Source organism: Aeromonas sp. s1(2024), from assembly GCF_040908005.1.
GTDB classification, from domain to species: Bacteria; Pseudomonadota; Gammaproteobacteria; order Enterobacterales; family Aeromonadaceae; genus Aeromonas; species Aeromonas caviae.
Genome location: NZ_JBFOCW010000029.1, coordinates 1 through 23,354, shown reverse-complemented (window position 1 = coordinate 23,354; position 23,354 = coordinate 1). Strand labels below are relative to the sequence as shown.

Below are 23,354 nucleotides of genomic sequence, written 5' to 3'. Positions count from 1 at the left end.
AGTGGTTGTTGCCGTGCAACAGGAGCGGTCAGCCGGAGGGAGAAATGCGGCTGGTCGTTATGGCTGGATAATTAATTTATGCAAACATCCAATTACGTCTACCGGCTAATAAATAATTACGGATTAACAGGATCCAGATTTTGGAAGAAGTTGAATAGCCTTTCAATTGAATCAAGAATTTGGGTCTCCTGATTAACTTTATCTTCCCATGACTCACCAAAACTTGCGTAAAGGTGAATGTTATTTCTTTTTACTAGGAGACGGTCTAAATCTGCCACTACACCAGAAATTTCATTTGAGAAAACACCATGGTTTTTCCACGAGTGAACAACTTTGCCGAAGGTTCTATGTTTGGGGTCTTTTTTCATTAAAGACCTGATTTTTCTATTCTCAGCATGCGATCTCATTGCGCATTCAATAATTGATGAACCAACCGAAATACAACTGGAAATGGCTCCTGCTCGTGCAGACAATACTAGTTTAGATGGGGTGAACCAAGTTTCTCTTTGGGCTAATGGGTGTGACCAACTTTGAACTCTTCCAACGATCATATCATTTAGAAAATCATAGTATTGATGTGCTTCTGCAACGGCATTTATTGCATCTTGGTTAGGAAGTTTTTGCCAGATTTCTCTTAACTCCCCCAAACTGTAAAATTCATATTCATCACTTGATAAAGTCAAAATATCTTGCCATGAAAATAACCCTCGCTAGTTAATTTTTAATTTCACTTAAGCAGCATGTATTTTTAGTCGCTAGAAAAACATTTTACTGCTGGCTTTGTAAAAAGGAAGGCTAATATAGCTTTAATGTGTTCTTGATCAAGAATTTACTTTTTCATGATTACGACAACGCAAACGTCATATTACGCTCGGCTACTAATTTAACCTACGAGTTAGTGTGGGTCAGTTCAATGTTTTTTAATCATATAATTGATCTTTTTGTCTTTCCGTGTTTAATAGCAATAGATGATACCTCATCTGCAGCTATTAGAGTTAACCATTTTAGAAGGAGCTATGTAATGGTTCGGTTTTCAGTGCTTTTAATGACCGCAAGTTTGATTATTTCCCCTGCATATGCAGTTCCTAATATATGGAAAGGCGAATTTGGACAGGGCTTTTTAGCGCTTAACATTAATAATGAATCAGGGGATGAGTTCACCATTATGTGTGATCTTGGTTATACAGAAACAGGTGAAAAAACATCGGCTAGCTTTAGACTAGGAAATGGAAATGATTTATCTCCATCATCTAACAATAAAGTGGAAATTGTTGTTGATGGGAATTCATACCTTATCCCAGAAGGCGTTGGGTTCAGAAGTGGAGACATTGCATGGGAGCAATTTATCCATGTCATTAACACTGCAAGTAACTTCGATATATATGTAAATGACAAAATGATGGCCAGTTTTAATCCAACGCCACAAAGTACGAAGAAAGAACTTGCTGATCTCAGTCAATGTACTTATCGACCAATAGATAGCTAGTATTATAAAGTTTGATTGATATTATTAACTTCATATGGGGTAGATGGAGTTAAAATGTTTTTTTGTTCATCTCCGTTTGTTTTATAAAAACGGCGCCTTTCGGCGCCGTTTTTTGATCTAGCCAACAAACCTCAATCACTGCAGCAGGGAGATATCCGCGACTTGCAGGAACAGGTTGCGCAGGTTGTTCAGCAGTGCCAGACGGTTGGCCTTGAGGGCTTCGTCGTCGGCCATCACCATCACCTCGTTGAAGAAGGTGTCGACCGGCTCGCGCAGGGCGGCCAGACGGGTGAGGGCAGCCTGATAGTCACCGGCAGCGAACAGCGGGGCCAGTTCGGCTTGCAGTCCGGCAACCTGGGTGGCCAGTGCCTTCTCGGCGGCATCGACCAGCAGTTCCGGTTTGACGGTTGTGGGCAGTGGAACCTCGACCTTGGCCAGAATGTTGCTCACGCGCTTGTTGGCGGCAGCCAGTGCCAGTGCGGCATCCAGCGTGCGGAAGTGGCTGACGGCTTTGATTCGACGGTCTACATCTAACAGGTTGGTATAGATAACGATATGTGCGTCATCAACCCCTCTGCCAGCCAGAACAGCTTGAATTACATCAGGGCTGAACCCCTGTCCTTGGTACCAAGGGCGCAAGCGTTCAAGAATAAAGGTCTGAATTTGGTCTGCACACTGCTCAACTTTTCCGTCATAAAGTGATAGCGCTTTAGAGATCACTTCATGCAGGTCTAGTTTGAGCTCTTTCTCCACAATAATGCGGATAATGCCGAGAGCGGCGCGACGCAGGGCGAACGGGTCCTTGTCACCCTTGGGCAGCATGCCGATGCCGAAGATACCGGCCAGGGTGTCGAACTTGTCGGCCAGCGCGACGGCGCAGGCAACCAGACCGGACGGCAGGGCATCGCCGGCAAAGCGCGGCATGTACTGCTCGTTGAGGGCCACTGCAACCGCTTCGTCTTCGCCATCGTGACGGGCGTAGTGCATCCCCATGACACCCTGGGTGTCGGTGAACTCGCCGACCATGTTGGTCATCAGATCACACTTGGAGAGCAGACCGGCACGCTTGGCCTGAGCCACATCGGCGCCGATACGCTCGGCGATAAAGCCGGCGACGGTCTCGATGCGCTCGACCTTGGCCTTGACGGTGCCCAGCTGTTGCTGGAACAGCACGGTTTCAAGGCGCGGCAGGCGGGAGGCCAGGGTCTGCTTGAGGTCGGTCTTGAAGAAGAACTCGGCGTCAGAGAGACGGGGGCGAACCACCTTCTCGTTGCCGCTGATGATCTGGCTCGGGTCTTTGGACTCGATGTTGGTGACGAAGATGAACTTCGGCAGCAGCTTGCCGTTCTTGTCGTAGACCGGGAAGTACTTCTGGTCACCCTTCATGGTGTGAACCAGCGCTTCAGCCGGAACGGCCAGGAACTTCTCTTCGAAGTTGGCGGTCAGCACCACCGGCCACTCGACCAGTGCGGTGACTTCTTCCAGCAGGGCGTCATCCAGATCGGCTACGCCACCGAAGGCGGCAGCGGCCGCTTCGGCGTCAGCCTTGATCTTGGCCTTGCGCGCCATAAAGTCGGCAATCACCATGCCGCGCTCCTGCAGGATCTGCGGGTACTGGCTGGCGTTGTCGATGGTGAACTCGCTCTCGCCCATAAAGCGGTGGCCGCGGATGGTGCGGGCAGAGTCGATACCCAGAATGTGAGCGGGAACCAGATCCCCATCCAGCAGCAGGGTCACGGTGAAGACCGGACGCACGAACTGGATGGTCTTGTCGCCCCAGCGCATCATCTTCGGGATCGGCAGTTTGGCCAGTGCCTGGCTAACCAGTTCGCCCAGCAGATCGACGGCCGGACGGCCTTCGACCTTGGCGGTGTGAACCAGCCACTCGCCCTTGTCGGTGACCAGACGCTCGGCCTGCTCAACGGTGATGCCGTTGCCACGGGCCCAGCCTTCGGCAGCCTTGGTCGGCTTGCCTTCGGCATCGAACGCCTGGGAGACGGCCGGGCCGCGCTTCTCGACGCTCTTGCTCGGCTGTTCGCCAGCCAGCTCGCTTACCTTCAGCGCCAGACGGCGCGGTGAAGCAAACCACTCGACGTCGCCGAAGGCCAGATCGGCCTTGGTCAGTTCGGCTTTGAAGTTGTCGGCAAAGGCTTCGGCCAGGGAGCGCAGGGCTTTGGGCGGCAGCTCAGCAGTACCGATCTCTACCAGAAATGTATGTTGTGCCATGTCCGTTCCTTAACCTTGCTTGTTCTCTGTGCGCTGACACATGGGGAAACCCAGCGCTTCGCGGGAGGCGTAGTATGCCTCTGCCACGGCCTTGGTCAGGGTGCGAATGCGCAGGATGTAGCGCTGACGCTCGGTGACCGAGATGGCCTTGCGGGCATCCAGCAGGTTGAAGGAGTGAGCGGCCTTGAGGATGCGCTCGTAGGCAGGCAGCGGCAGCGGTTTTTCCAGTGCCAGCAGATTCTGGGCTTCCTTCTCGTACTGCTCGAAGCAGTGGAACAGGAACTCCACGTCGGCGTGTTCGAAGTTGTAGGTGGATTGCTCCACTTCGTTCTGGTGGAACACGTCGCCGTAGGTGGTCTTGCCCAGCGGGCCGTCAGACCAGACCAGGTCGTAGACGCTGTCCACACCCTGGATGTACATGGCCAGACGCTCGAGACCGTAGGTGATCTCGCCGGTGACCGGCTTGCACTCGAGGCCGCCAACCTGCTGGAAGTAGGTGAACTGGGTCACTTCCATGCCGTTCAGCCACACTTCCCAACCCAGGCCCCAGGCACCCAGCGTCGGGTTTTCCCAGTTGTCTTCCACGAAGCGGATGTCGTGGATCTCGGGATCCAGACCTAACTCTTTCAGGGAGCCCAGATAGAGTTCCTGAATGTTGTCTGGGGAGGGCTTGATGATCACCTGGAACTGGTAGTAGTGCTGCAGGCGGTTCGGGTTCTCACCGTAGCGGCCGTCAGTCGGACGGCGGGACGGTTGTACGTAGGCGCAGGCGATGGGCTCCGGGCCCAGGGCGCGCAGGCAGGTCATGGGGTGGGAGGTACCGGCACCCACTTCCATATCCAGCGGCTGAATGATGGTACAGCCCTGGCGGGACCAATAGTCCTGCAACTGCAGGATCAGGCCCTGAAAGGTTTTGACATCGAATTTTTGCATAGTGTTTTTCGCGCGAAATGAAATCAGAGCAAGATTTGCTGAATGTGAACCGAGGGAGTATACCGTCTGGCATGGTCGGATAATAGGCGAAATTACAGGGGATTAGTGGGGCTATGTTGCCGCTTGCCCTATGATGTCGCCGACGCAAGCGGCCTGCCGATGGCCGATGAAAAACAGGGGAGAGGAAATGGAACTGCGCTGCGCCTGGGTGACCAGAGACCCGGAATACATCGAATACCATGACAAGCAGTGGGGCAGGCCGGTGTATGACGCCCGCGAGTTGTTTGCCAAGCTCTGCCTCGATGGTCAACAGGCGGGGCTGTCGTGGATCACCATCCTCAAGCGCACCGAGAGCTACCATCGCGCCTATGCGGATTTTGATCCGGTGCGCATCGTGCAGTTCGACGAGCAGGATGTGGAACGGCTGATGCAGGATACCGGCATCATCCGCAACCGGCTCAAGGTGCAATCGATCATCAAAAATGCCCGCGCCTATCTGGCGCTGGAGGCGGAAGGCATCGACTTCGTCGATTATCTGTGGGGCTTCGTGGGCGGCGCCCCCATCGTCAACCAGCGTCAGGGCAACGGCGACATTCCGGCGACCTCACCAGAGTCGGATGCCATGTCCAAGGCCCTCAAGAAGCGCGGCTTCACCTTCGTCGGCAGCACCATCTGCTACGCCTTCATGCAGGCGGTGGGCATGGTGAACGATCATCTGGTGACCTGCCCTTGCCACGCCGAGTGCCAGCAAGCAGCGGCGACGTGAAGGGGAAATGCACGAAGAAGGGAGGCTCAAGCCTCCCTTCTTTTTTGCTCTGAATCAGCAGGGCTCAAGGGGGCGGCCGAGCACCTCGCACACCTCGTCGCTGCTCATCAGCCGCACGAAGGGGCCGGCCAGGGTGGCGTTGTGATGGGCGATGATCTGGGGGGCGGTCAGTTGCGGCGTGTCCATGCAGGTATGGGCATCGCTCACCAACACCACGGTGTAGCCGAGATCTGCCGCCGCCCGGCAGGTGGTGTCGATGCAGTACTGGGTCTTCATGCCGGTGATGATCAGGGTCTGCACGCCGTCCTCTTTCAGCCAGCCATCGAGGCCGGTGCCATGGAAAGCGCTGGGGCGCTGCTTGTCGAACACCCGATCGGCCTCGCCGACGACCAGCTCAGGCGCAAGCTGCCAGAACGGACTGCCAGCGGCGATGGGGCTGCCGGCTGAGCCCGTGTGGCGCACCGCCAGCACGGGGAGAGCGGCACTGCGGGCCGCTTGGCCCAAGCGATTGATGTTGGCCAGGGTCTCGGCCCCGGCATGGGGGGCTTCCGGGCCGTGAAGGAGGCCCACCTGGATGTCGATGATGAGCAGCGCGGGGCGGGAAAGGGACGACATGGTCATGGCTCCGTGAGAAATGTCACCCACTCTGGGGCCATGGGCTCTAATGAGACAACCCGCATCTGGGGGGCAACCACTCCAGACCCCGGGAGCATGTTCCGTTGCGCCGGGCCGGGAGCCTTTTCGCCCCTTGGTACAGCCGGGATACAGTCACACGGGTTCACCATCGGGAGCGCCATCACGAGGGAGTCCCGTGTCACTGAGCGCCGTTTGCCCTCTCTTCCCCGGCCTGATCGGCTGCACCCTGGGGATGACGTCGCTCGTCAGGGTAAACACGAGGGGAAGCCGGCCCTGTGCAAGAAGGTCCGAGGCTGCACAGACGACGCCCCCGAGGGCCGAGTTGGCGCTACCGGGATCCTGCCCCTCCCCTATCATTGAAAGACGCCGGACCGGTTCAGGTTGTCTGGCGAAGGAGCCATCATGAAGAAGTCCGTATTGGCGCTGCTTGCCGCCACCGCCTTGCTGGCCGCCCTGCCTGCACAGGCCACCAAGCAGGCCCAGGAGCGCCGTGACGCCCGCGATGTGCGTCAGGATACCCGTCAGGAGTCCCGTGACGCGAAACAGGCGTGTCGTGAGGGGGTGGTGGGCAATGCCGACTGCCGCCAGGAGCATCGTGACAACAAGCAGGAGGGGCGAGACAAGGCCCGGGATATCAAATATTGATGCGGGCCCGTCCGAAGATGGCCTGCACCGGGTAAGTCGCAAGGGGCAGGGGGCGTTTTGCCCCCTGCCCATCTTCGCAATGCGCGCGTCACACTCTGGCGCCTCTCTGGGTTAGAATGCGCGGCTATCGGCTAGAGTCGTTCTTTTTCAGAGGTTTTTTCATGCATTTCAAGAAACTGGTTCCTGCACTTGCCCTGACCGTCGCCATCACTGGCTGTACCACCAACCCCTATACCGGTGAATCCCAGACCTCCAAGGGCGCCTGGGGCGCGTTGGCGGGTGCGGCGACCGGCGCAGCCGTGGGGGCGCTCTCCTCCAGCAAGGGCGACCGCAAAAAGGGCATCCTGACTGGCGTCGCCGCCGGTGCGGCCCTGGGTGGTGGTATCGGTTACTACATGGATGTGCAGGAAGCCAAGCTGCGCGAGAAGCTGCAAGGCACCGGCGTCAGCGTGACCCGCAACGGTGATCAGCTGATCCTCAACATGCCGAACAACGTCACCTTCGACAGCTCCAGCGCCCAGCTGAAAGCCGCCGGTGCCAACACCCTGTCCGGCGTGGCCCTGGTGGTTGCCGAGTTCGACAAGACCCGTCTGAACGTGGTCGGTCACACCGACAGCACCGGCTCCCGCGAGCTGAACATGAAGCTCTCCCGGGATCGCGCCGATGCCGTTGCCGCCCAGCTGATCGGCCAGGGCGTGTCCGGCAGCCGCATCGCCATCAGTGGTGTGGGCCCGGATCAGCCGGTGGCCAGCAACAGCACCGCCGAAGGCAAGGCCCAGAACCGTCGGGTGACCATCACCCTGACCCCGACCGCCTAAGCGGTCCGGTTCGATGCCATGAAAAAGGCCCCGCCAGCGATGGCGGGGCCTTTTGTTATTCGGCGTTGTGGGCAGTGGCGCCTTGTTCTTTGCTCCCTTCTCCCCTTGCGGGAGAAGGGTCGGGGATGAGGGGATAACCGCCTCTTAGACAGCCGCAGTCAGCTGCACTTCCACCTTGTAGCCTTCGTGGGCGAGACGGGCCTGTACACAGGCGCGCACGGGGGCGGTGTCTGCATCAGGGGAGCCAGGCATCCAGCTTTGTTTAGACAGCCGCAGTCAGCTGCACTTCCACCTTGTAGCCTTCGTGGGCGAGACGGGCCTGCACGCAGGCACGAACGGGGGCGGTGTCTGCATCAGGGGAGCCAGGCATCCCGCTTTGTTTAGACCGCCGCAGTCAGCTGCACTTCTACCCTGTAGCCTTCGTGGGCCAGACGGGCCTGTACACAGGCGCGCACGGGGGCGGTGTCTGCATCAGGGGAGCCAGGCATCCCGCTTCGTTTAGACAGCGGCAGTGAGCTGTACTTCCACCCTGTAGCCTTCGTGGGCCAGACGGGCCTGTACGCAGGCGCGGACCGGGGCTGTGCCTGCCGGGATCCAGGCATCCCACAGCGCGTTGAAGGCGGCGATGTCTTCAATGTCCTTGAGATAGATGTTGGCCATCAGGATCCTGTCGACGCCGGAACCGTTGGCTTCCAGCAGACGCTGCAGGCTTTCCAGCACTTCACGGGTCTGCTGGTGGATGTCGGCGGTGTCGGTGGCGGGCACTTCCACCACGTAGAGGGTGCCGTTGTGGATGACCACATCAGACCAGCGCTGGGTGGTCCCGATACGGGTAATGGTTGTCATGTTTGCTCCGGTACGGGGTTATTGACCCTTGCGGATCAGATAGCGATAGGGGGCCTGCTCTGTCTCGCTGGCGACCAGGGTGTGGTCCATGAAGCGGCAGAAGCTGGGAATGTCGCGGGTGGTGGAGGGGTCGTCGGCGCTGACCAGCAGGGTCTCCCCATCCGCCATCAGCCGCACTTTCTTGCGAACCATCATCACGGGTTCGGGGCAACGAAGCCCGATTGCGTCCAGCTCGTGGGTCGCATTGCAAAATTCAGTACTCATGAATAATCAACCTTCAGCCGCACCATCTTGCGCGCCATCGTCATCACGGGTTCGGGGCAACGAAGCCCGATTGCGTCCAGCTCGTGGGTCGCATTGCAGAATTCAGTACTCATGAATAATCAACCTTCAGCCGCACCTTCTTGCGCGCTATCGTCACGGGTTCGGGGCAACGAAGCCCGATTGCGTCCAACTCGTGTGTTGCGTCGCAGAATAAAGCACTCATCAATAATCAACCTTCAGCCGCACCTTCTTGCGCGCCATCGTCACGGGTTCGGGGCAACGAAGCCCGATTGCGTCCAACTCGTGCGTTGCGTCGCAGAATAAAGCACTCATCAATAATCAACCTTCAACCAATTCGGCCAGCAATGATACTCACGGCGAAAAAATAATCAAACCACGGGGCGGTTATGCAGCATATGCTACCAAAATGTGAACCGGCTCTACCCAGGCTTCGCTCGATGAGTAATATAAAAATTGAACCATATTCAACAAGGAGGTGTGAATATGCAGGTCTCCTACGGCAGATTGCAAGCCTACGCAGGCATGGGGTTCTTGTCGTTCGCCATGATAGTGCTGGGCAGCCCGATCGGTAATACCGGTACCTGGTTCGGCTCCATGGTGATGATAGGGCTGGGGCTCTGGATCGAGCTCAGTGACTACTACGACGAGGATGAGGACGAGAACGATCCCTCCTGAGAGCCTGGCTCTCGGCACTCAAAGGCGGACGATGTCCGCCTTTGTCATTTCTGCTCCGCGCCTGAACGGGTCGAGCGCATGGCGCGCTCCAGCTGCTGTGCCGTCTGCTCGGGGTTGGCCCTGGCGTCGTTGAAGAAGCTGCTCAGCACATCCATGATCCCCTGGCGCATGTTGGTGGGCACCGCCATCCCCTCCGCCATGCTGGGCAGCAGGTTATCCTGTTGCTCGGCGTGGAGGAAGTCCTGATAGGAGCGGATGGCGCAGCGATCGAACTTGCTCATGTCCGGCTTGATGAGTGCCGGGATGGAGCCCTTCACCCGGTTGAACTCCTCCTGAAAGCGCGGTGTCATCAACAGCCTGGCCAGCTCGCCCTGGGCCTGCAACTGGGCGGGATCCCGCTGCTTGAACATGGCGATAGAGTCGAGGTTGTAGCTGAACAGCCCCTGGCTGCCCGGGCTTGGCAGGCACTCGATATCCTCGCCGGGGCGGTAGTTGCCAGCGCTCAACTCTCCCTTCACCCAGTCCCCCATCACCTGCATGGCGGCGCCGCCGCTCTCCAGCAGGTTGGTGGCCTGGTGCCATTTCAGGCCGGCGTATTTCTCGGGCACATAGGCGCGCAATTGCTGAAAGCGAGTCAGCACCCGCACCATGTCGGGGCCGGTCAGGGTGGCGCTGTCCTGTTCGAGGAAGGCCTTGCGATAGAAGGTCTTGCCCCCTTCGCCGAGGGCCACCGTTTCGAACAGCACCGCGATCTGCCAGGGTTCGTTACCGATGGCGAGGGGGGTGATGCCCTGCTCCTTGAGCTTGTCCGCCACCGCCACGAACTGAGCCCAGTCGGTGGGGGGCTTGAGCCCCTGTCGCTCGAATACCTTGCGGTTGAGCCACAGCCAGTTGACCCGGTGGATGCCGGTGGGGACCGCCATCAGGGCGCCGTTCTGGCTGAGTGTGTCGCGCACCATGGGGGGCAGCTGAGGGTACCAGCCGAGGTGCTCGGCCATGGGGGTGAGATCGCGCAGAAAGCCCAGGCTGCCCCACTCGTGCAGCTCGAACCCCTTGAGGTGGGCCGCCTCCGGCGGGTTTGCCGCCAGGGCCCGGCTCTTGAGCACCGTCATGGCGCTCTTGCCGCCCCCCCCCTGTACTGCGAAGTCGTTCCACTGGTTGCCCTGTTCGGCCCACTCGGACTTGAGCACTTCCACGGCCCTGGCCTCGCCGCCGGAGGTCCACCAGTGCAATACCTCCACCTGGGAGGCGCAGACGGGCAGGGAGAGCAGGGCGATGACAGAAAAAGACAACCACTTCATACATTACTGCCTTGGTAGGGAGAGGGTGGCCTGCAGGCCGCCCTGGGGGCGATTTTCCAGCACCAGGTCGCCGCCGTGGGCGTGGGCTATGTTGCGGGCGATGCCAAGGCCCAGCCCGGTGCCGGCGGCATCGGTGCTGAGGCGGTAGTAGGGCTCGAAGATGCGCTCGAACTGATCGTCCGGCAGACCGGGCCCCTCGTCCATGATGAAGAGGATCAGCATCTCCTCGTCATCCATGATGATGATGCGCACCTTCTGGCCGTACTTGATGCCGTTGTCCACCAGGTTGCCGATGCAGCGCTTGAGGGCCAGCAGCTTGCCGCGATAGGGCCACTTGCAGTGGCCCTCGATGGTGAGCAGATCCTCGTGCAGGTTCATGGCCTCCGCCATCTGCTCCAGCAGGGCGTTGACGTCGATCTGCTCGAGGTTCTCGTGAATGTCCGTCTCTTTGACCGTCTGCAGCGCCCCTTTGACCATCAGCTCCAGCTCGTCCAGGTCCTTGTTGAACTTGGCGATCTGCACCTCGTCGTCCAGCAGTTCGACCCGCAGTCGCAGCCGGGTGATGGGGGTCTTGAGGTCGTGGGAGATGGAGCTGAAGAGGCGCTCCCGATCGTCGATGAAGCGGCGAATGCGCTGCTGCATGATGTTGAAGGCGCGGGTCGCCGCCACGATTTCGGAGGCACCCTCCTCCTTGAGGGACGGCTGGTCGATGTCCTTGCCGAGGTTGACCGCTGCCTTGGCGAGGCGACGCAGGGGGCGGGTCTGCCAGCGCACCAGCATGAAGGTGAAGAAGCAGAGGAAGACCGTCATCAGGGCGATGAAACGCACCTGGTTGCTTGGCATCACGGTGTCATCCAGCGTCATGTAGGGGGCGGGCAGCAGGGCCGCCAGATAGAGCCACTCCCCCGGTTCTATCTCGATCTGGGTCACCAGCACCGGCGGATTGATGGGCTCCAGGGACAGGGTGTAGCGGGCCCAGGAGGAGGGAAGATCCGCCAGCAGGGTGTCGTTGTTGAAGACGTGCAGCTCCTCGGGGCGGGAGAAGTCCACCTTGATCGCCATGGCGTCGGAGAGCTTGCGGCTGAGCACCTCCTGCACCTCTTTGAGCACCAGCGTCTTGCGCTCGCTGTCGGGGATGGCGCTGATGTGGATCTCTTCCTCGTTCAAGGAGACGAAGAAGCGGCTGCCCCCCATGTTGCGCAGCTGATCCAGGGCAATGTGGCGGTATTGCAGGGGCAGGGACTTGAAGAAGTTGACGGTGGAAGCCGCCGACAGCGCCAGGTTGCGGGTGGTGCTGAGCATGCCCTCCAGCTCCCGCTTCTGGATCTGCTGCATCCAGATGCCGGTGAGGATGGTCTGGGAGAGCAGGATGGCGAGCAGCAACAGCAGCAGCATCCGCGACAGCAGGGAGCGGGGCACCAGGGCCCGCCAGAACTTCTGCCCCGTCATGGCAGCGTGTGTCTCTTGTCGATCAGCATGGGGTGCTTACCTCTGTGCCTTGCCGTTGCCCCGTGATGGGTCTCTCTTCTGCCCGTTCAAGGCCTCGCCGCAGCGTCTGTCTGTTACGGGATCTCGTGGACTTCGGCGATCAGCATGTAGCCGCTGCCGCGAATGGTCTTGATGATGCGCGGGCTCTTGCCGTTGTCACCCAGCTTCTGGCGCAGGCGGCTGATCTGCACATCGATGCCGCGCTCCATGGGCAGGCTCTCGCGACCGCGGGTGGCGTCCGAGATGGTATCCCGGTCCAGCACCACGCCGGGCTGCTGCAGGAACATGCCGAGCAGCAGGGCATCACTGCCGGAGAGATCCAGCAGGCTGCCATCTTCGTGGGTCAGCTGGTGGCTCAGGGTGTCCAGGGTCCACTCGGCGAAGCGCAGCCGACGGCTCGGTTCCTTCTCTTTCTCCGGCTGGCGGAATTCGGCGCGGCGCAGCAGCGCCTTGATGCGGGCCTGCAGTTCGCGCGGGCTGAACGGCTTGGCGATGTAGTCGTCGGCGCCAAGTTCCAGACCGATCACCCGGTCAGCCTCGTCGGAGGCGGCGGTGAGCATGATGATGGGTACCTGGGAGTCGCGGCGGATCTGCTGGCAGAGGGTAAAGCCGTCGTCGCCGGGCATCATGATGTCCAGAATGATGAGGTCCGGGCTGTGCTGGGCCAGTTGTTGGCGCATCTCGTTCCCTTCAGCCGCGGTCAGTACCTCGAAACCGGCCCGGGTCAGGTACTCGTTGAGCAGCTCGCGGATCTCCCGATCGTCGTCGACGATAAGCAGTTGTTTGCTCGTTGACATATGTATGTGCATCCACCCATTTTTTTGTGCAGATTGAACCTGTCGGGGGAGTAAAAAGCAAGCAAGCCCCCCCTCTAATGTGAAGTTATGGGCAATATAGCCTCAGGATTGGCCCCGATCGCGGGAAAAGAATAAAAAAGGCCGACCCAAACGGGCCGGCCAACACGCAGATTCCGACGGCAGGAGCGCACCCCGTGTGGCGCGTTCCACAGACTCGACAGCCGACCCGGTATTCGTGATGGGGCCGCTGTGCCGGGAAGCAGGGCCGCCTTCTGTCTGTTGTTGCCGCCCCGAGGCGGCGTCCCTGACCGGTGAGCAGTCAGGGGCGATTCACTTACACCCGTTCGAACACGGTGGCGATGCCCTGACCCAGGCCGATGCACATGGTGGCGACTCCTAGGGTGGCGTCCTTCTCTTCCATCAGGTTGATCAGGGTGGTGGAGATGCGGGCACCGGAGCAGCCGAGCGGGTGACCCAGGGCGATGGCGCCACCGTTGAGGTTCACCTTCTCGTCCACCAGGTCTTGCAGACCCAGATCCTTCACGCAGGGGAGGGACTGGGCGGCAAACGCCTCGTTCAGCTCGAACAGGTCGATGTCGCCGACGGTCAGACCGGCCCGCTTGAGCGCTTTCTGGGTGGCCGGCACCGGGCCGTAACCCATGATGGCGGCGTCACAGCCGGCGATGGCCATGGCGCGCACCCTGGCGCGGGGCGTGAGGCCGAGGGCCTTGGCGCGATCCGCACTCATCACCAGCATGGCGGCGGCGCCATCGGACAGGGCCGAGGAGGTGCCGGCGGTGACGGTACCGTTGACCGGGTCGAACACCGGGCGCAGCTGGCTCAGCGTATCGACCGTGGTCTCGGGGCGGATCACCTCGTCATAGTCGTAGAAGAAGCGGGCGCCGCTGGCGTCGTGCCCTTCCAGCCCGACGATCTCCTTGGCAAAACGCCCTTCCACGGTGGCGGCGTGGGCACGGCGGTGGGAGCGGGCGGCAAACTCGTCCTGCTGCGATCGGCTGATGCCGTGCAGCTTGCCGAGCATCTCGGCGGTCAGCCCCATCATGCCGGAGGCTTTCGCCACCGACTTGGCCATGCCGGGGTGGAAGTCCACCCCGTGGCTCATGGGCACGTGGCCCATGTGCTCGACGCCGCCGATGATGAAGATATCCCCATCACCTACCTGAATGGCGCGAGAGGCATCGTGCAGCGCCTGCATGGAGGAGCCGCACAGGCGGTTGACGGTGACCGCCCCCACCTGCTTGGGAATGCCGGCCAGCAAGGCGGCGTTGCGGGCAATGTTGAAGCCCTGTTCCAGGGTCTGCTGCACGCAGCCCCAGTAGATATCCTCGATCTCGTTCGGGTCGAGGTTGGGGTTGCGCAGCAGGATGGATTTCATCAGGTGCGCGGACAAGTCTTCTGCACGCACGTTGCGGAAGGCGCCGCCCTTGGACCGGCCCATGGGGGTCCGGATACAGTCGACAATGACTACGTCTTTCATGAATGGATCTCCTTTCCGCAATCAGTAGAAGGTGTTGCCCTGGGCGGCCATCTCACGCAAGCGGTCGCTGACGCGGTAGAGCGGGCCCAAGTCGGCATACTGGTCGGCCATGGCCACGTAGCGATCCAGACCGATAGTGTCCAGATAGCGGAACACGCCGCCGCGGAAGGGAGGGAAGCCCAGGCCGTAGACCAGCGCGATGTCGGCTTCGGCTGGTGTGGCGACAATGCCCTCTTCCAGGCAGAGCACCACCTCGTTGATCATCGGGATCATCATGCGGGCGATGATGGCTTCCTTGTCAAAGTCCTGCTTCGGCTTGGCGATGGGGGCCAGCAGCTCGTAGCTGGCGGCGTCGGCCACCTTCTTCGGCTTGCCCTTCTTGTCCTGCTCGTAGGCGTAGAAACCCTTGCCGTTCTTCTGGCCGAAGCGGCTGGCGTCATACATTACGTCGATGGCGGTGCGGCCTTCCTTGCTCATGCGTGCCGGGAAACCCTGCGCCATCACGTCACCGGCGTGGTGGCCGGTGTCGATGCCGACCACGTCCAGCAGGTAGGCGGGGCCCATGGGCCAGCCAAACTCCTTCTCCATCACCTTGTCGACGGCGGCGAAGTCGGCGCCATCGGCGACCAGCTTGTTGAAGCCGAAGAAGTAGGGGAACAGCACGCGGTTCACGAAGAAGCCGGGGCAGTCGTTGACCACGACCGGGGACTTGCCCATGGCGGCGGCGTAGGCCACCACGCGGTTGATGGTTTCATCGGAAGTTTGCTCGCCGCGGATGATCTCCACCAGCGGCATGCGGTGCACCGGGTTGAAGAAGTGCATGCCGCAGAAATTCTCGGGGCGCTTCAGTCCCTTGGCCAGCAGGGAGATGGGGATGGTGGAGGTGTTGCTGGCGAGCACGGCGTCTTCGCCGATGATCCCTTCCACTTCGCCCAGCACGGCGGCCTTCACTTTCGGGTTCTCGACCACAGCTTCGACCACCACGTCCACATGCTTGACGTTGTCATAGCTGAGGGTCGGCGTGATGGCGGAGAGCACCTGGCCCATCTTGATGCCGTCGATGCGGCCGCGCTCGAGCTGGCCGTTGAGCAGCTTGGTGGCCTCATTCATGCCAAGTGCCAGCGCCTTCTCGTTGATGTCCTTCATCACCGCCGGGATGCCCTTGCTGGCAGACTGGTAGGCGATGCCGCCCCCCATGATGCCGGCACCCAGCACGGCGGCATGGCCGGTGGCCTTGTTTGCCTGCTTGGCGGCCTTCTTGGCCAGCGCCTTGATGTGCTGATCGTTGAGGAAGATACCGACCAGCGCCTTGGCCACGTCGGTTTTCGCCAGTTTGATGAAGGTGGCGGCCTCGGCGGCCAGCGCCTCGTCACGGCCCATGCCGGCGGCGGCTTCCACCGTCTTCACGGCGGCCATGGGGGCCGGATAGTGTTTGCCCGCCACGGCGGCAACCATGCCGGCGGCGGTGGTGAAGCTCATCATGGCTTCCAGTTTGGAGAGGCGCAGCGGGGCCTTCTTGGCGGCGCGGCGGCCCTGCCAGTCCAGCTTGCCGTTGACCGCGTCCTTGATCATCTGCACGGCGGCGCAGTGCAGCGCGTCCGGGGCGACCACGGCGTCGATGGCGCCCACCTTGAGGGCGTCATCGGCACGGTAATCCTTGCCGGTGGTGATCCACTCCAGCGCGTTGTCGGCACCGATCACCCGCGGCAGACGGACAGTGCCGCCAAAGCCCGGCATGATGCCGAGCTTGGTCTCGGGTAAGCCGATTTTGGCGCTGGTGTCGGCCAGACGGAAGTCAGTGGAGAGGATGGTCTCGCAGCCGCCGCCCAGAGCATGGCCCTTGATGGCGGAGAGGGTGGGCACGGGCAGATCTTCGATGGCGCTGAAGATGTCGTTGGCCTTCTTCAGCCAGCCGAGCAGATCTTCCTGCGGCAGATCGAACAGTTCCAGGAATTCGGTGATGTCGGCGCCGACGATGAAAGCGTCTTTGCCGGAGGTGAGGATCAGACCCTTCAAATCGGCTTGTTGCTGTAATGCGGCGATCGCTTCGCTCAGGGAGAGCAGGGTAGCGCGATCCAGCTTGTTGACTGAACCCGGGGCATCAAACCTCAGTTCGGCAATGCCGTCTTCGAGGTAGCTGACCGTCAGGGTTTCGCCTTGGTAGATCATGAGAGTGTCTCCTTGTTCCCACTCTGTGGGGAATGGTGCTCCTTTATCCCCAGCAGGGGGCGAGGCTCACTATTGATCCAAAAGGAGACATTTTCAACACCTATTTAAAACATTTGTTTAACAGTTGTCGAGTAAAAGCTCTTCATCACAAAACGGGCAAAAAGAGGCGCCTTGCGGCGCCTCCGATGGAGATGAGCGTGGTATCAACTGGCCAGTTCCGGCCGATTGCGATACTGGTTCAAGACCTCGGGATCGGCGAGGGCGTGGGTATTGTTGACGGGGCGGTTGTGCACCACTTCCCGCACCGCCAGCTCTACTATCTTGCCGGACTTGGTGCGGGGGATGGCATCCACCTGCAGGATGCGGGCAGGCACATGACGGGCGGTGCAGTGCTGCTTTATTTGCTGGCGGATCCGCTCGCGTAGCGGCTCATCCAGCTTGCAGCCCGCCTTGAGCTTGACGAACAGCACCACTCGCTCGTCCTGTTTCCATTGCTGGCCGATGACGATGCTCTCCTCCACCTCGTCCAGCTGCTCTACATAGCGGTAGATCTCGCTGGTGCCGATGCGCACGCCGCCCGGGTTGAGGGTCGCGTCGGAGCGGCCGTAGAACAGAATGCCGCCGGTCGGGGTCAGCTCGATCCAGTCCCCGTGGCACCAGATGTTGTCGAACCGCTCGAAGTAGGCGGCGTGGTATTTGTCGCCGTTCTCGTCACCCCAGAAGTAGATGGGCTGGGCCGGGAAAGGCTTGGTGCAGACCAGTTCGCCCTTTTCCCCCAGCACCGGCTGGCCCGCCTCGTTGAATACCTGCACCGCGAGACCAAGGCCGCGCCCCTGGCTCTCGCCGCGATAGACGGGGCTCAAGGGGTTGCCGATGACGAAGCAGGAGCAGATGTCGGTGCCGCCAGAGATGGAGCTGAGCTGCACATCCTGCTTTATCTGCTGGTAAACGTAGTCAAACCCCTCCGGCGACAGCACGGATCCGGTGCTGCAGATCAGCCGCAAGGCAGGCAGGTCGTGGGTCTTGATGGGGGCATAACCCTGCTTGTGCAGCGCATCGAGATACTTGGCCGAGGTGCCGAACAGGGCGACCTCTTCGTCCCGTGCGAGATCCCATAACACGTTGCCATCCGGGTAGAAGGGGGAACCATCGTAGAGCACCAGAGTGGCGCCGGAGGCGAGGGCGCTCACCAGCCAGTTCCACATCATCCAGCCACAGGTGGTGAAGTAGAAGATGCGCTCCCCCGGCTTGATGTCGCAGTGCAACTGGTGCTCTTTCAGGTGTTGCAGCAGGGTGCCGCCAATGCCGTGCACGATGCACTTGGGTTTGCCGGTGGTACCGGAGGAGTAGAGGATATAGAGCGGGTCGTTGAAGGCCATGGGCTCGAAGGCGAGCTGGGCATCATGCTGGCTTGCCAGCAGTTGCTGCCAGTCGTGACCAAGCTGCAGCGGGTTGCCGAGCAGAGGGATCAGCACCGTCTGCTCTATGCTGTCGAGCTGACCGACGACGCTGGCCACCTTGTCCTGAATGTCGATGGCCTTGCCGCCGTAGCGGTAGCCATCCACCGCGAACAGCACCCTGGGACGGGTCTGGCCGAAGCGCTCCACCACGCTGGCCTCGCCAAAATCGGGGCTGGTGGAGGTCCAGATCGCGCCGAGGCTGGTGGTTGCCAGCATGGCCACCACGGTTTCCGGGATATTGGGCAGGTAGGCTGCGACCACATCACCCCGGCCTATGCCCTGGCTGCGAAGCCACTGGGCCAGGCGGGCGACCTGATCTGCCAGCTGATGCCAGCTCAGGGTCCGGCTTGGGGCCCCTTCAATGCGGGAGATAATGGCCGGGCTCTCATCCTGACGGCGCAGCAGGTTCTCGGCGAAGTTGAGCTGGCTGTCGGGGAACCAGCGGGCGCGCTGCATCTCCTGGCGGTTCTCCGCCACAATGTTGCCAAGTTCGCCCTTGACGCCGCAGTGCTGCCACACCAGGGGCCAGAAGCGGGTGGTCTTCTCCACCGACCATTGATACAGGTCGGCATAGCTGCGCAGTTGCAGACCATGGAAGTGATTGACCTCGGCCATGAACTGGTGGAGGTTGGAGTGCTGCATCCTGTCCTGATCCGGTGTCCACAGACAAAGGTTTTGCATGAGTCGTTCCTGACGGCTGATATCTACTGTCTGTGGGCAGTGTATTGAATTGTTCTTTGTTTGTTAATTGTCTGTTTTATCCTCATAACAAAAAGCCTGTAACCTATGCGTTACCTCACGAAGCGAAAGCCGGGTGGCTCGAGCCTTGATTCGCTTGATGTTATGCTGAAGTCACATTCGCCCGGAGCAGGACGCCATGAGCAGTTACAGCCAACTTTTTGCCCAGCATCTCGACACCCTTCAGCAGCGTACCCGCGACATCCTGCAACAACAGGGTCTTGGCGGTCTCGCTATCCACTCCGGCCAGACTCATCGTATCTTCCTCGATGACCAGGATTATCCCTTCAAGGTGAATCCCCAGTTCAAGGCCTGGCTGCCGGTGCTGGACAACCCTCACTGCTGGTTGCTGGTGGATGGCGTGAGCAAGCCGGTGCTGCTGTTCTACCGGCCGGTGGACTTCTGGCACAAGGTGGCGGAGTTGCCCAACGCCTTCTGGGTCGACTTCTTCGACATTCGCTTCCTGACTCGCCCGGAGCAGGTTGCCGATCACCTGCCGGCCAACAAGCAGGAGTGGGCCTATCTGGGCGGCCATCTGGAAGTGGCCGAGCTGCTGGGACTGGGTCAGCCCAATCCGGAGGCGGTCCTCAACTACCTGCACTACCACCGTGCCTACAAGACGCCCTATGAGCTGGAATGTCTTCGCGATGCCAACCGCATCGGCGTGCGCGGCCACATCGCGGCCAAGGACTCCTTCATGGCGGGGGCGAGCGAGTTCGAGATCAACCTGGCCTACATGAAGGCGGTCGGACAGGGGGCCAATGAGGCGCCCTACGGCAACATTGTTGCCATCAACCGCAATGCGGCCATCCTGCACTACACCCATCTCTCCACCCAGCGGGTGCCGGATGCGGAGCGTTACTCCTTCCTCATCGATGCCGGTGTGGACGTGCACGGTTATGCCTCCGACATTACCCGGACCTGGGCCTGGCGCCGCGGTGAGTTCGCCGATCTGATCGCAGCGCTGGATGCACAGCAACAGGAGATCGTCGACGAGATCAAGCCGGGCCGCCGCTACAGCGAGCTGCACCTGCAGATGCACCACAGGCTGGCGCGCCTGCTGCAAGCCACCGAACTGGTAGACATGTCGGTGGACGAGATGATCCACACCGGGGTGACCAATGTCTTCTTCCCCCACGGTCTCGGCCACTTCCTCGGCCTGCAGGTACACGATGTCGGCGGCTTCATGCAGGATGAGCGCGGCACCCACCTGGCGGCCCCCGAGCAGTTCCCTTATCTGCGCTGCACCCGGGTGATGGAAGTGGGCCAGGTGTTCACCATAGAGCCGGGTCTCTACTTCATCGACAGCCTGCTGGAGCCGCTGCGCCAGGGTGAGCAGGGCAAACGGGTCAACTGGAACAAGGTGGAGGCGCTGCGTCCCTATGGTGGCATTCGCATCGAGGACAACGTGGTGCTGCATGCCAACGGGGTGGAGAACCTGACCAGACAAGCAGGGCTCTGATGGCGACGGATTACCCCATACCGGCAGCCCCGTTGGAGGTGAGCGAAGAGATCAAGAAGAGCCGCTTCATTACCTACATCGCCCACACTCCGACCGTCGAGGCTGCCAAGGCCTGGATCGACGAGATCAAACAGCAACACCCGGGAGCCCGGCATCACTGCTGGGCTTTTGTCGCCGGCGCCCCCCAAGACAGCCAGGTTTATGGTTTCAGTGATGATGGCGAACCCTCGGGCACAGCGGGAAAACCCATGCTGGCCCAGTTGATGGGGGCCGGTCTGGGTGAAGTCGCCGCCGTGGTGGTGCGCTATTACGGTGGAGTGCTGCTGGGGACCGGTGGCCTGGTTAAGGCCTATGGCGGTGGTGTGGGGGCAGCACTCAAGCAACTTGAAACCTGTATCAAGCGTCAGCTGACCTCTTCCGTGATCCAGTGTGACTACACCGACATGGGGGCCGTGGAGTCCCTCATCTCTGCCCATCAAGGGCAGTTGCTGGTGGCCGATTATGGTGCCAGCGTCACCCTTCAGGTAGCGTGGGAGTCTGCGTTCTGGGCCCGTATCGCACAGGAATTGACCGACCGGACCCAGGGTCGGGTATCCCTTCGTCCCTTAGATGGCTAGAATCCATCGCTCTTTTAGTTTGAAGAGGGAGCCGGAATGCAGATTCTGAGCATCATTCGTATCGTCGGTCTGCTGGTTGCCCTGTTCAGCTCGACCATGCTGCTGCCCGCGATGGTCGCTTTTGGGTATCGTGATGGCGGTGGTACTGAGTTCGTCAACTCCTTCGTCATAGCCCTCCTGCTCGGCCTCCTGCTCTGGTTCCCCAACCGCCACCAGAAAAAGGAACTCAGGTCCAAGGAAGGCTTCCTCATCGTGGTGCTGTTCTGGGTGGTGCTGGGGAGCGTGGGTGCCGTCCCCTTCATCATCAGCGACGTGCCGAACATGTCGGTCTCGGAGGCATTTTTCGAGTCGTTTTCCGGCCTGACTACCACGGGCGCAACGGTGCTGACCGGGCTGGACAATCTGCCCAAGGCGTTTCTCTTCTACCGCCAGCTGCTGCAATGGCTCGGTGGCATGGGGATCATCGTGCTGGCGGTGGCCGTGCTGCCGTTGCTCGGCATCGGGGGCATGCAGCTCTATCGCGCCGAGATCCCGGGGCCCGTCAAGGACAACAAGGTGACCCCGCGCATCGCCGAGACGGCCAAGGCGCTCTGGTTCATCTATCTGTTGCTGACCTCCCTCTGCGCTCTCGCGTACTGGATGGCGGGGATGACGTTGTTCGATGCCATCTGCCACTCCTTCTCCACCTTGTCGGTTGGGGGGTTCTCGACCCACGACGCCAGCATCGGTTTCTTCGACAGCCCGGCCATCAACCTGATCACAGTGGTGTTCCTGTTGCTGGCGAGCGTCAACTTCGCGCTTCACTTCATGGTGTTTGCCCATAAGCCGGTGCGCGTGAGCAGCTATCTGCGGGACTCCGAGCTCAAAGTGTTTCTGAGCATCCAGTGCGTGCTGGTGCTGATCTGTTTCGTCTCTCTGCTGTTCCACGGTCATTACGCCACCTGGCAGGAGGCGCTCAACCATGGCCTGTTCCAGGCGGTGTCGCTGGGCACGACCACCGGCTACAGCACGACCAGCTATGCGGAGTGGCCCTCCTTTCTGCCCATGCTGTTGATGTTCTCCGCCTTCATCGGCTGTTGTGCCGGCAGTACCGGGGGAGGCATCAAGGTGATGCGCTTCATGATCCTGTTCCTGCAGGGGATGCGTGAACTCAAACGGCTGGTGCATCCGCGGGCCATCTACACCTTGAAGCTGGGGCGGCGTGCCGTACCGGAACGGATCGTGGAAGCGGTCTGGGGCTACTTTGCCACCTACATCATCCTGTTCTTCATCTTCATGTTGTTGCTGCTGATGACGGGGCTGAACGAAGTGACGGCCTTCTCCGCCGTGGCTGCGGCATTCACCAACGTGGGGCCGGGTCTGGGGGAGGTGTCGGCCAACTTCGGCAATATCTCGGCCACTGCACAGTGGATATTAATCGTGGCCATGTTGTTTGGTCGATTGGAAATCTTCACACTTCTGGTACTGTTTACTCCTGCATTCTGGCGTAGTTGAGGTTGGTATGGACAAGATTTTGGTGCTTTATTCTTCCCGGGACGGGCAAACACGGAAAATCGTGGATGTCATGCTGGAGGAAATATCAGGATGCGAAGTGGTGATGCACGACCTGCACACCCTGCCCATGTGCAACCTCAGCAAGTATGCCAAGGTGTTGATTGGCGCTTCCATTCGCTATGGTAACTTCCACCCCAGCCTGCTTAGCTTCATACACGCACATCATGAACAGTTGGAAGTAGCCAATGCGGCGTTCTTCTGCGTGAACCTGACGGCACGCAAGCCCGAGAAGCAGACGCCGCAGACCAACGCCTACATGAAGAAGTTTCTGCGCCTCTCTCCCTGGAAGCCCAAAACTCTGGGGGTGTTTGCCGGGGCATTGCAGTACTCCCGTTACAACTGGTGGCAGACCCGCATCATCCAGTTGATCATGAAGATCACCGGGGGCAGCACGGATACCAGCAAGGATCTGGAATTCACCGACTGGGACAAGGTGCGCGGCTTTGCCCGTGAATTTTGGTCAAAAAAGTAACAGTGACGTCATTCAGAGCGGCCAGAGCCCTGCGTAAGCAGGGCTTTTTGTTTGATAAGTAGGCGTTCGAGCCACAAATCGGTAAAAAGGACTATTTTTCGCAAAATAGCCCTTGTCATCCCGGCGCGGCTCCCTATAATGCGCCCCTACCAGCACGGCGGACCACGCCAACCTGATGAGCCAGCTTCCTTAGGAAGTGGGCGCCGAAAGAAAAGCGAAAACAACCGCTTGACTTTCGAAGTGAGGAGCGTAAGATGCGCCTCCTCAACGCGATAAGCGTGACGCTCTTTAACAATTTGAATCAAGCAATCTGTGTGGGCACTCACAGCATCGAGCATCAAAAAACAATTTTTGATTTTCAATGTCTGATGAAGTGACCAAAGCAACTTTTAGTTGCAGCAGTTAATTCAGCAATTCATTGAGCCGCTTTTCGAAGCAACCAAACTTAAATTGAAGAGTTTGATCATGGCTCAGATTGAACG

22 protein-coding genes and 4 pseudogenes are annotated in these 23,354 nt (G+C 59.9%); 9 read left to right on the top strand and 17 right to left on the bottom strand.

Going from position 1 to position 23,354, the window contains the following annotated elements; all coding sequences use genetic code 11:
* Positions 1–116 precede the first annotated feature (116 nt).
* A complete protein-coding gene (locus AB5Y70_RS07260; protein WP_125117532.1) occupies positions 117–683 on the bottom strand; it encodes a hypothetical protein in 567 nt (188 codons plus the stop codon).
* Between the two features lie 338 nt (positions 684–1,021).
* Between AB5Y70_RS07260 and AB5Y70_RS07255 the strand changes: the two genes are divergently transcribed.
* Positions 1,022–1,486 (top strand): hypothetical protein, encoded by a 465-nt coding sequence (locus AB5Y70_RS07255; protein ID WP_125117531.1) that lies wholly within the window; start codon positions 1,022–1,024, stop codon positions 1,484–1,486.
* Between the two features lie 135 nt (positions 1,487–1,621).
* Here the strand turns inward: AB5Y70_RS07255 and glyS are convergent, their stop codons facing one another.
* Positions 1,622–3,712 (bottom strand): glycine--tRNA ligase subunit beta, encoded by a 2,091-nt coding sequence (gene glyS / locus AB5Y70_RS07250; RefSeq protein ID WP_049636375.1) that lies wholly within the window; start codon positions 3,710–3,712, stop codon positions 1,622–1,624.
* Positions 3,713–3,721: 9 nt separating this feature from the next.
* Positions 3,722–4,645 carry a glycine--tRNA ligase subunit alpha gene (gene glyQ, locus AB5Y70_RS07245; protein ID WP_042017395.1) on the bottom strand — a complete coding sequence of 308 codons (924 nt, stop codon included), beginning with the start codon at positions 4,643–4,645 and terminating at the stop codon, positions 3,722–3,724.
* Between the two features lie 187 nt (positions 4,646–4,832).
* Between glyQ and AB5Y70_RS07240 the strand changes: the two genes are divergently transcribed.
* Complete coding sequence (locus AB5Y70_RS07240; RefSeq protein WP_041214140.1) at positions 4,833–5,411, top strand: DNA-3-methyladenine glycosylase I; 579 nt, start codon at positions 4,833–4,835, stop codon at positions 5,409–5,411.
* 54 nt (positions 5,412–5,465) lie between these two features.
* Here the strand turns inward: AB5Y70_RS07240 and AB5Y70_RS07235 are convergent, their stop codons facing one another.
* Positions 5,466–6,026 carry a cysteine hydrolase family protein gene (locus tag AB5Y70_RS07235; protein WP_080988601.1) on the bottom strand — a complete coding sequence of 187 codons (561 nt, stop codon included), beginning with the start codon at positions 6,024–6,026 and terminating at the stop codon, positions 5,466–5,468.
* Positions 6,027–6,449: 423 nt separating this feature from the next.
* Between AB5Y70_RS07235 and AB5Y70_RS07230 the strand changes: the two genes are divergently transcribed.
* Positions 6,450–6,692, top strand: a complete 243-nt coding sequence (locus AB5Y70_RS07230) for a hypothetical protein (RefSeq protein ID WP_043156027.1) — start codon at positions 6,450–6,452, stop codon at positions 6,690–6,692.
* A gap of 161 nt (positions 6,693–6,853) precedes the next feature.
* Entirely contained in the window at positions 6,854–7,510 is a 657-nt protein-coding gene (locus AB5Y70_RS07225; RefSeq protein WP_010672405.1) for an OmpA family lipoprotein, read from the top strand.
* Between the two features lie 144 nt (positions 7,511–7,654).
* Here AB5Y70_RS07225 and AB5Y70_RS07220 read toward each other — a convergent pair whose 3' ends face one another.
* The 7 genes and pseudogenes from AB5Y70_RS07220 to AB5Y70_RS07190 all read right to left on the bottom strand — a co-directional run.
* Positions 7,655–7,762 (bottom strand): endoribonuclease L-PSP, encoded by a 108-nt coding sequence (locus AB5Y70_RS07220; protein ID WP_010672406.1) that lies wholly within the window; start codon positions 7,760–7,762, stop codon positions 7,655–7,657.
* Positions 7,763–7,772: 10 nt separating this feature from the next.
* Positions 7,773–7,862: pseudogene (locus AB5Y70_RS07215) on the bottom strand (endoribonuclease L-PSP); the annotation flags it as partial.
* 28 nt (positions 7,863–7,890) lie between these two features.
* A pseudogene (locus AB5Y70_RS07210) lies at positions 7,891–7,980 on the bottom strand (endoribonuclease L-PSP); the annotation flags it as partial.
* 28 nt (positions 7,981–8,008) lie between these two features.
* Complete coding sequence (locus AB5Y70_RS07205; RefSeq protein ID WP_049636378.1) at positions 8,009–8,356, bottom strand: RidA family protein; 348 nt, start codon at positions 8,354–8,356, stop codon at positions 8,009–8,011.
* An 18-nt stretch (positions 8,357–8,374) separates the two neighbouring features.
* Complete coding sequence (gene tusA, locus AB5Y70_RS07200) at positions 8,375–8,620, bottom strand: sulfurtransferase TusA (protein ID WP_041214136.1); 246 nt, start codon at positions 8,618–8,620, stop codon at positions 8,375–8,377.
* A gap of 127 nt (positions 8,621–8,747) precedes the next feature.
* A pseudogene (locus AB5Y70_RS07195) lies at positions 8,748–8,843 on the bottom strand (sulfurtransferase TusA); the annotation flags it as partial.
* A 14-nt stretch (positions 8,844–8,857) separates the two neighbouring features.
* A pseudogene (locus tag AB5Y70_RS07190) lies at positions 8,858–8,953 on the bottom strand (sulfurtransferase TusA); the annotation flags it as partial.
* A 171-nt stretch (positions 8,954–9,124) separates the two neighbouring features.
* Here AB5Y70_RS07190 and AB5Y70_RS07185 point away from each other — a divergent pair.
* Positions 9,125–9,316 (top strand): hypothetical protein, encoded by a 192-nt coding sequence (locus AB5Y70_RS07185; protein WP_010672410.1) that lies wholly within the window; start codon positions 9,125–9,127, stop codon positions 9,314–9,316.
* 44 nt (positions 9,317–9,360) lie between these two features.
* Here AB5Y70_RS07185 and AB5Y70_RS07180 read toward each other — a convergent pair whose 3' ends face one another.
* From AB5Y70_RS07180 to AB5Y70_RS07155, 6 genes are all read right to left on the bottom strand, one after another.
* Positions 9,361–10,617: an ABC transporter substrate-binding protein gene (locus tag AB5Y70_RS07180; RefSeq protein ID WP_039041362.1), complete on the bottom strand. Its 1,257-nt coding sequence runs from the start codon at positions 10,615–10,617 to the stop codon at positions 9,361–9,363.
* A gap of 3 nt (positions 10,618–10,620) precedes the next feature.
* Positions 10,621–12,066: an ATP-binding protein gene (locus AB5Y70_RS07175; RefSeq protein ID WP_010672412.1), complete on the bottom strand. Its 1,446-nt coding sequence runs from the start codon at positions 12,064–12,066 to the stop codon at positions 10,621–10,623.
* Between the two features lie 113 nt (positions 12,067–12,179).
* Complete coding sequence (locus tag AB5Y70_RS07170; protein WP_010672413.1) at positions 12,180–12,902, bottom strand: response regulator; 723 nt, start codon at positions 12,900–12,902, stop codon at positions 12,180–12,182.
* Between the two features lie 334 nt (positions 12,903–13,236).
* Positions 13,237–14,421: an acetyl-CoA C-acyltransferase FadA gene (gene fadA, locus AB5Y70_RS07165; protein ID WP_199252926.1), complete on the bottom strand. Its 1,185-nt coding sequence runs from the start codon at positions 14,419–14,421 to the stop codon at positions 13,237–13,239.
* Positions 14,422–16,569 (bottom strand): fatty acid oxidation complex subunit alpha FadB, encoded by a 2,148-nt coding sequence (gene fadB, locus AB5Y70_RS07160; protein WP_049636380.1) that lies wholly within the window; start codon positions 16,567–16,569, stop codon positions 14,422–14,424.
* 203 nt (positions 16,570–16,772) lie between these two features.
* Positions 16,773–18,710 (bottom strand): acetoacetate--CoA ligase, encoded by a 1,938-nt coding sequence (locus tag AB5Y70_RS07155; RefSeq protein ID WP_049636381.1) that lies wholly within the window; start codon positions 18,708–18,710, stop codon positions 16,773–16,775.
* Positions 18,711–18,906: 196 nt separating this feature from the next.
* On the opposite strand from AB5Y70_RS07155, the gene pepQ reads away from it, so the two are divergent.
* Genes pepQ through hemG form a run of 4 tightly spaced genes read left to right on the top strand, consistent with a single transcriptional unit; the run spans position 18,907 to position 22,872 of the window.
* Entirely contained in the window at positions 18,907–20,229 is a 1,323-nt protein-coding gene (gene pepQ, locus AB5Y70_RS07150; protein ID WP_043156014.1) for a Xaa-Pro dipeptidase, read from the top strand.
* The gene (locus tag AB5Y70_RS07145) at positions 20,229–20,846 is read left to right on the top strand and encodes a YigZ family protein (RefSeq protein WP_049636382.1); all 618 of its coding nucleotides are present in this window, start codon (positions 20,229–20,231) and stop codon (positions 20,844–20,846) included. The genes pepQ and AB5Y70_RS07145 overlap by 1 nt, the downstream gene beginning before the upstream one ends.
* 36 nt (positions 20,847–20,882) lie before the next feature.
* Positions 20,883–22,340: a TrkH family potassium uptake protein gene (locus AB5Y70_RS07140; protein WP_048209300.1), complete on the top strand. Its 1,458-nt coding sequence runs from the start codon at positions 20,883–20,885 to the stop codon at positions 22,338–22,340.
* Between the two features lie 7 nt (positions 22,341–22,347).
* Entirely contained in the window at positions 22,348–22,872 is a 525-nt protein-coding gene (gene hemG / locus AB5Y70_RS07135) for a menaquinone-dependent protoporphyrinogen IX dehydrogenase (protein ID WP_029313439.1), read from the top strand.
* The last annotated feature ends 482 nt before the right edge of the window (positions 22,873–23,354 follow it).

Bases quoted from the DNA above. Each gene is read 5' to 3' on its own strand.
- AB5Y70_RS07255 (WP_125117531.1), top strand. From the start codon at position 1,022: ATGGTTCGGTTTTCAGTGCTTTTAATGACCGCAAGTTTGATTATTTCC.
- glyS (WP_049636375.1), bottom strand. From the start codon at position 3,712: ATGGCACAACATACATTTCTGGTAGAGATCGGTACTGCTGAGCTGCCG.
- glyQ (WP_042017395.1), bottom strand. From the start codon at position 4,645: ATGCAAAAATTCGATGTCAAAACCTTTCAGGGCCTGATCCTGCAGTTG.
- AB5Y70_RS07240 (WP_041214140.1), top strand. From the start codon at position 4,833: ATGGAACTGCGCTGCGCCTGGGTGACCAGAGACCCGGAATACATCGAA.
- AB5Y70_RS07235 (WP_080988601.1), bottom strand. From the start codon at position 6,026: ATGTCGTCCCTTTCCCGCCCCGCGCTGCTCATCATCGACATCCAGGTG.
- AB5Y70_RS07230 (WP_043156027.1), top strand. From the start codon at position 6,450: ATGAAGAAGTCCGTATTGGCGCTGCTTGCCGCCACCGCCTTGCTGGCC.
- AB5Y70_RS07225 (WP_010672405.1), top strand. From the start codon at position 6,854: ATGCATTTCAAGAAACTGGTTCCTGCACTTGCCCTGACCGTCGCCATC.
- AB5Y70_RS07220 (WP_010672406.1), bottom strand. From the start codon at position 7,762: ATGCCTGGCTCCCCTGATGCAGACACCGCCCCCGTGCGCGCCTGTGTA.
- AB5Y70_RS07205 (WP_049636378.1), bottom strand. From the start codon at position 8,356: ATGACAACCATTACCCGTATCGGGACCACCCAGCGCTGGTCTGATGTG.
- tusA (WP_041214136.1), bottom strand. From the start codon at position 8,620: ATGAGTACTGAATTTTGCAATGCGACCCACGAGCTGGACGCAATCGGG.
- AB5Y70_RS07185 (WP_010672410.1), top strand. From the start codon at position 9,125: ATGCAGGTCTCCTACGGCAGATTGCAAGCCTACGCAGGCATGGGGTTC.
- AB5Y70_RS07180 (WP_039041362.1), bottom strand. From the start codon at position 10,617: ATGAAGTGGTTGTCTTTTTCTGTCATCGCCCTGCTCTCCCTGCCCGTC.
- AB5Y70_RS07175 (WP_010672412.1), bottom strand. From the start codon at position 12,066: ATGACGGGGCAGAAGTTCTGGCGGGCCCTGGTGCCCCGCTCCCTGCTG.
- AB5Y70_RS07170 (WP_010672413.1), bottom strand. From the start codon at position 12,902: ATGTCAACGAGCAAACAACTGCTTATCGTCGACGACGATCGGGAGATC.
- fadB (WP_049636380.1), bottom strand. From the start codon at position 16,569: ATGATCTACCAAGGCGAAACCCTGACGGTCAGCTACCTCGAAGACGGC.
- AB5Y70_RS07155 (WP_049636381.1), bottom strand. From the start codon at position 18,710: ATGCAAAACCTTTGTCTGTGGACACCGGATCAGGACAGGATGCAGCAC.
- pepQ (WP_043156014.1), top strand. From the start codon at position 18,907: ATGAGCAGTTACAGCCAACTTTTTGCCCAGCATCTCGACACCCTTCAG.
- AB5Y70_RS07145 (WP_049636382.1), top strand. From the start codon at position 20,229: ATGGCGACGGATTACCCCATACCGGCAGCCCCGTTGGAGGTGAGCGAA.
- AB5Y70_RS07140 (WP_048209300.1), top strand. From the start codon at position 20,883: ATGCAGATTCTGAGCATCATTCGTATCGTCGGTCTGCTGGTTGCCCTG.
- hemG (WP_029313439.1), top strand. From the start codon at position 22,348: ATGGACAAGATTTTGGTGCTTTATTCTTCCCGGGACGGGCAAACACGG.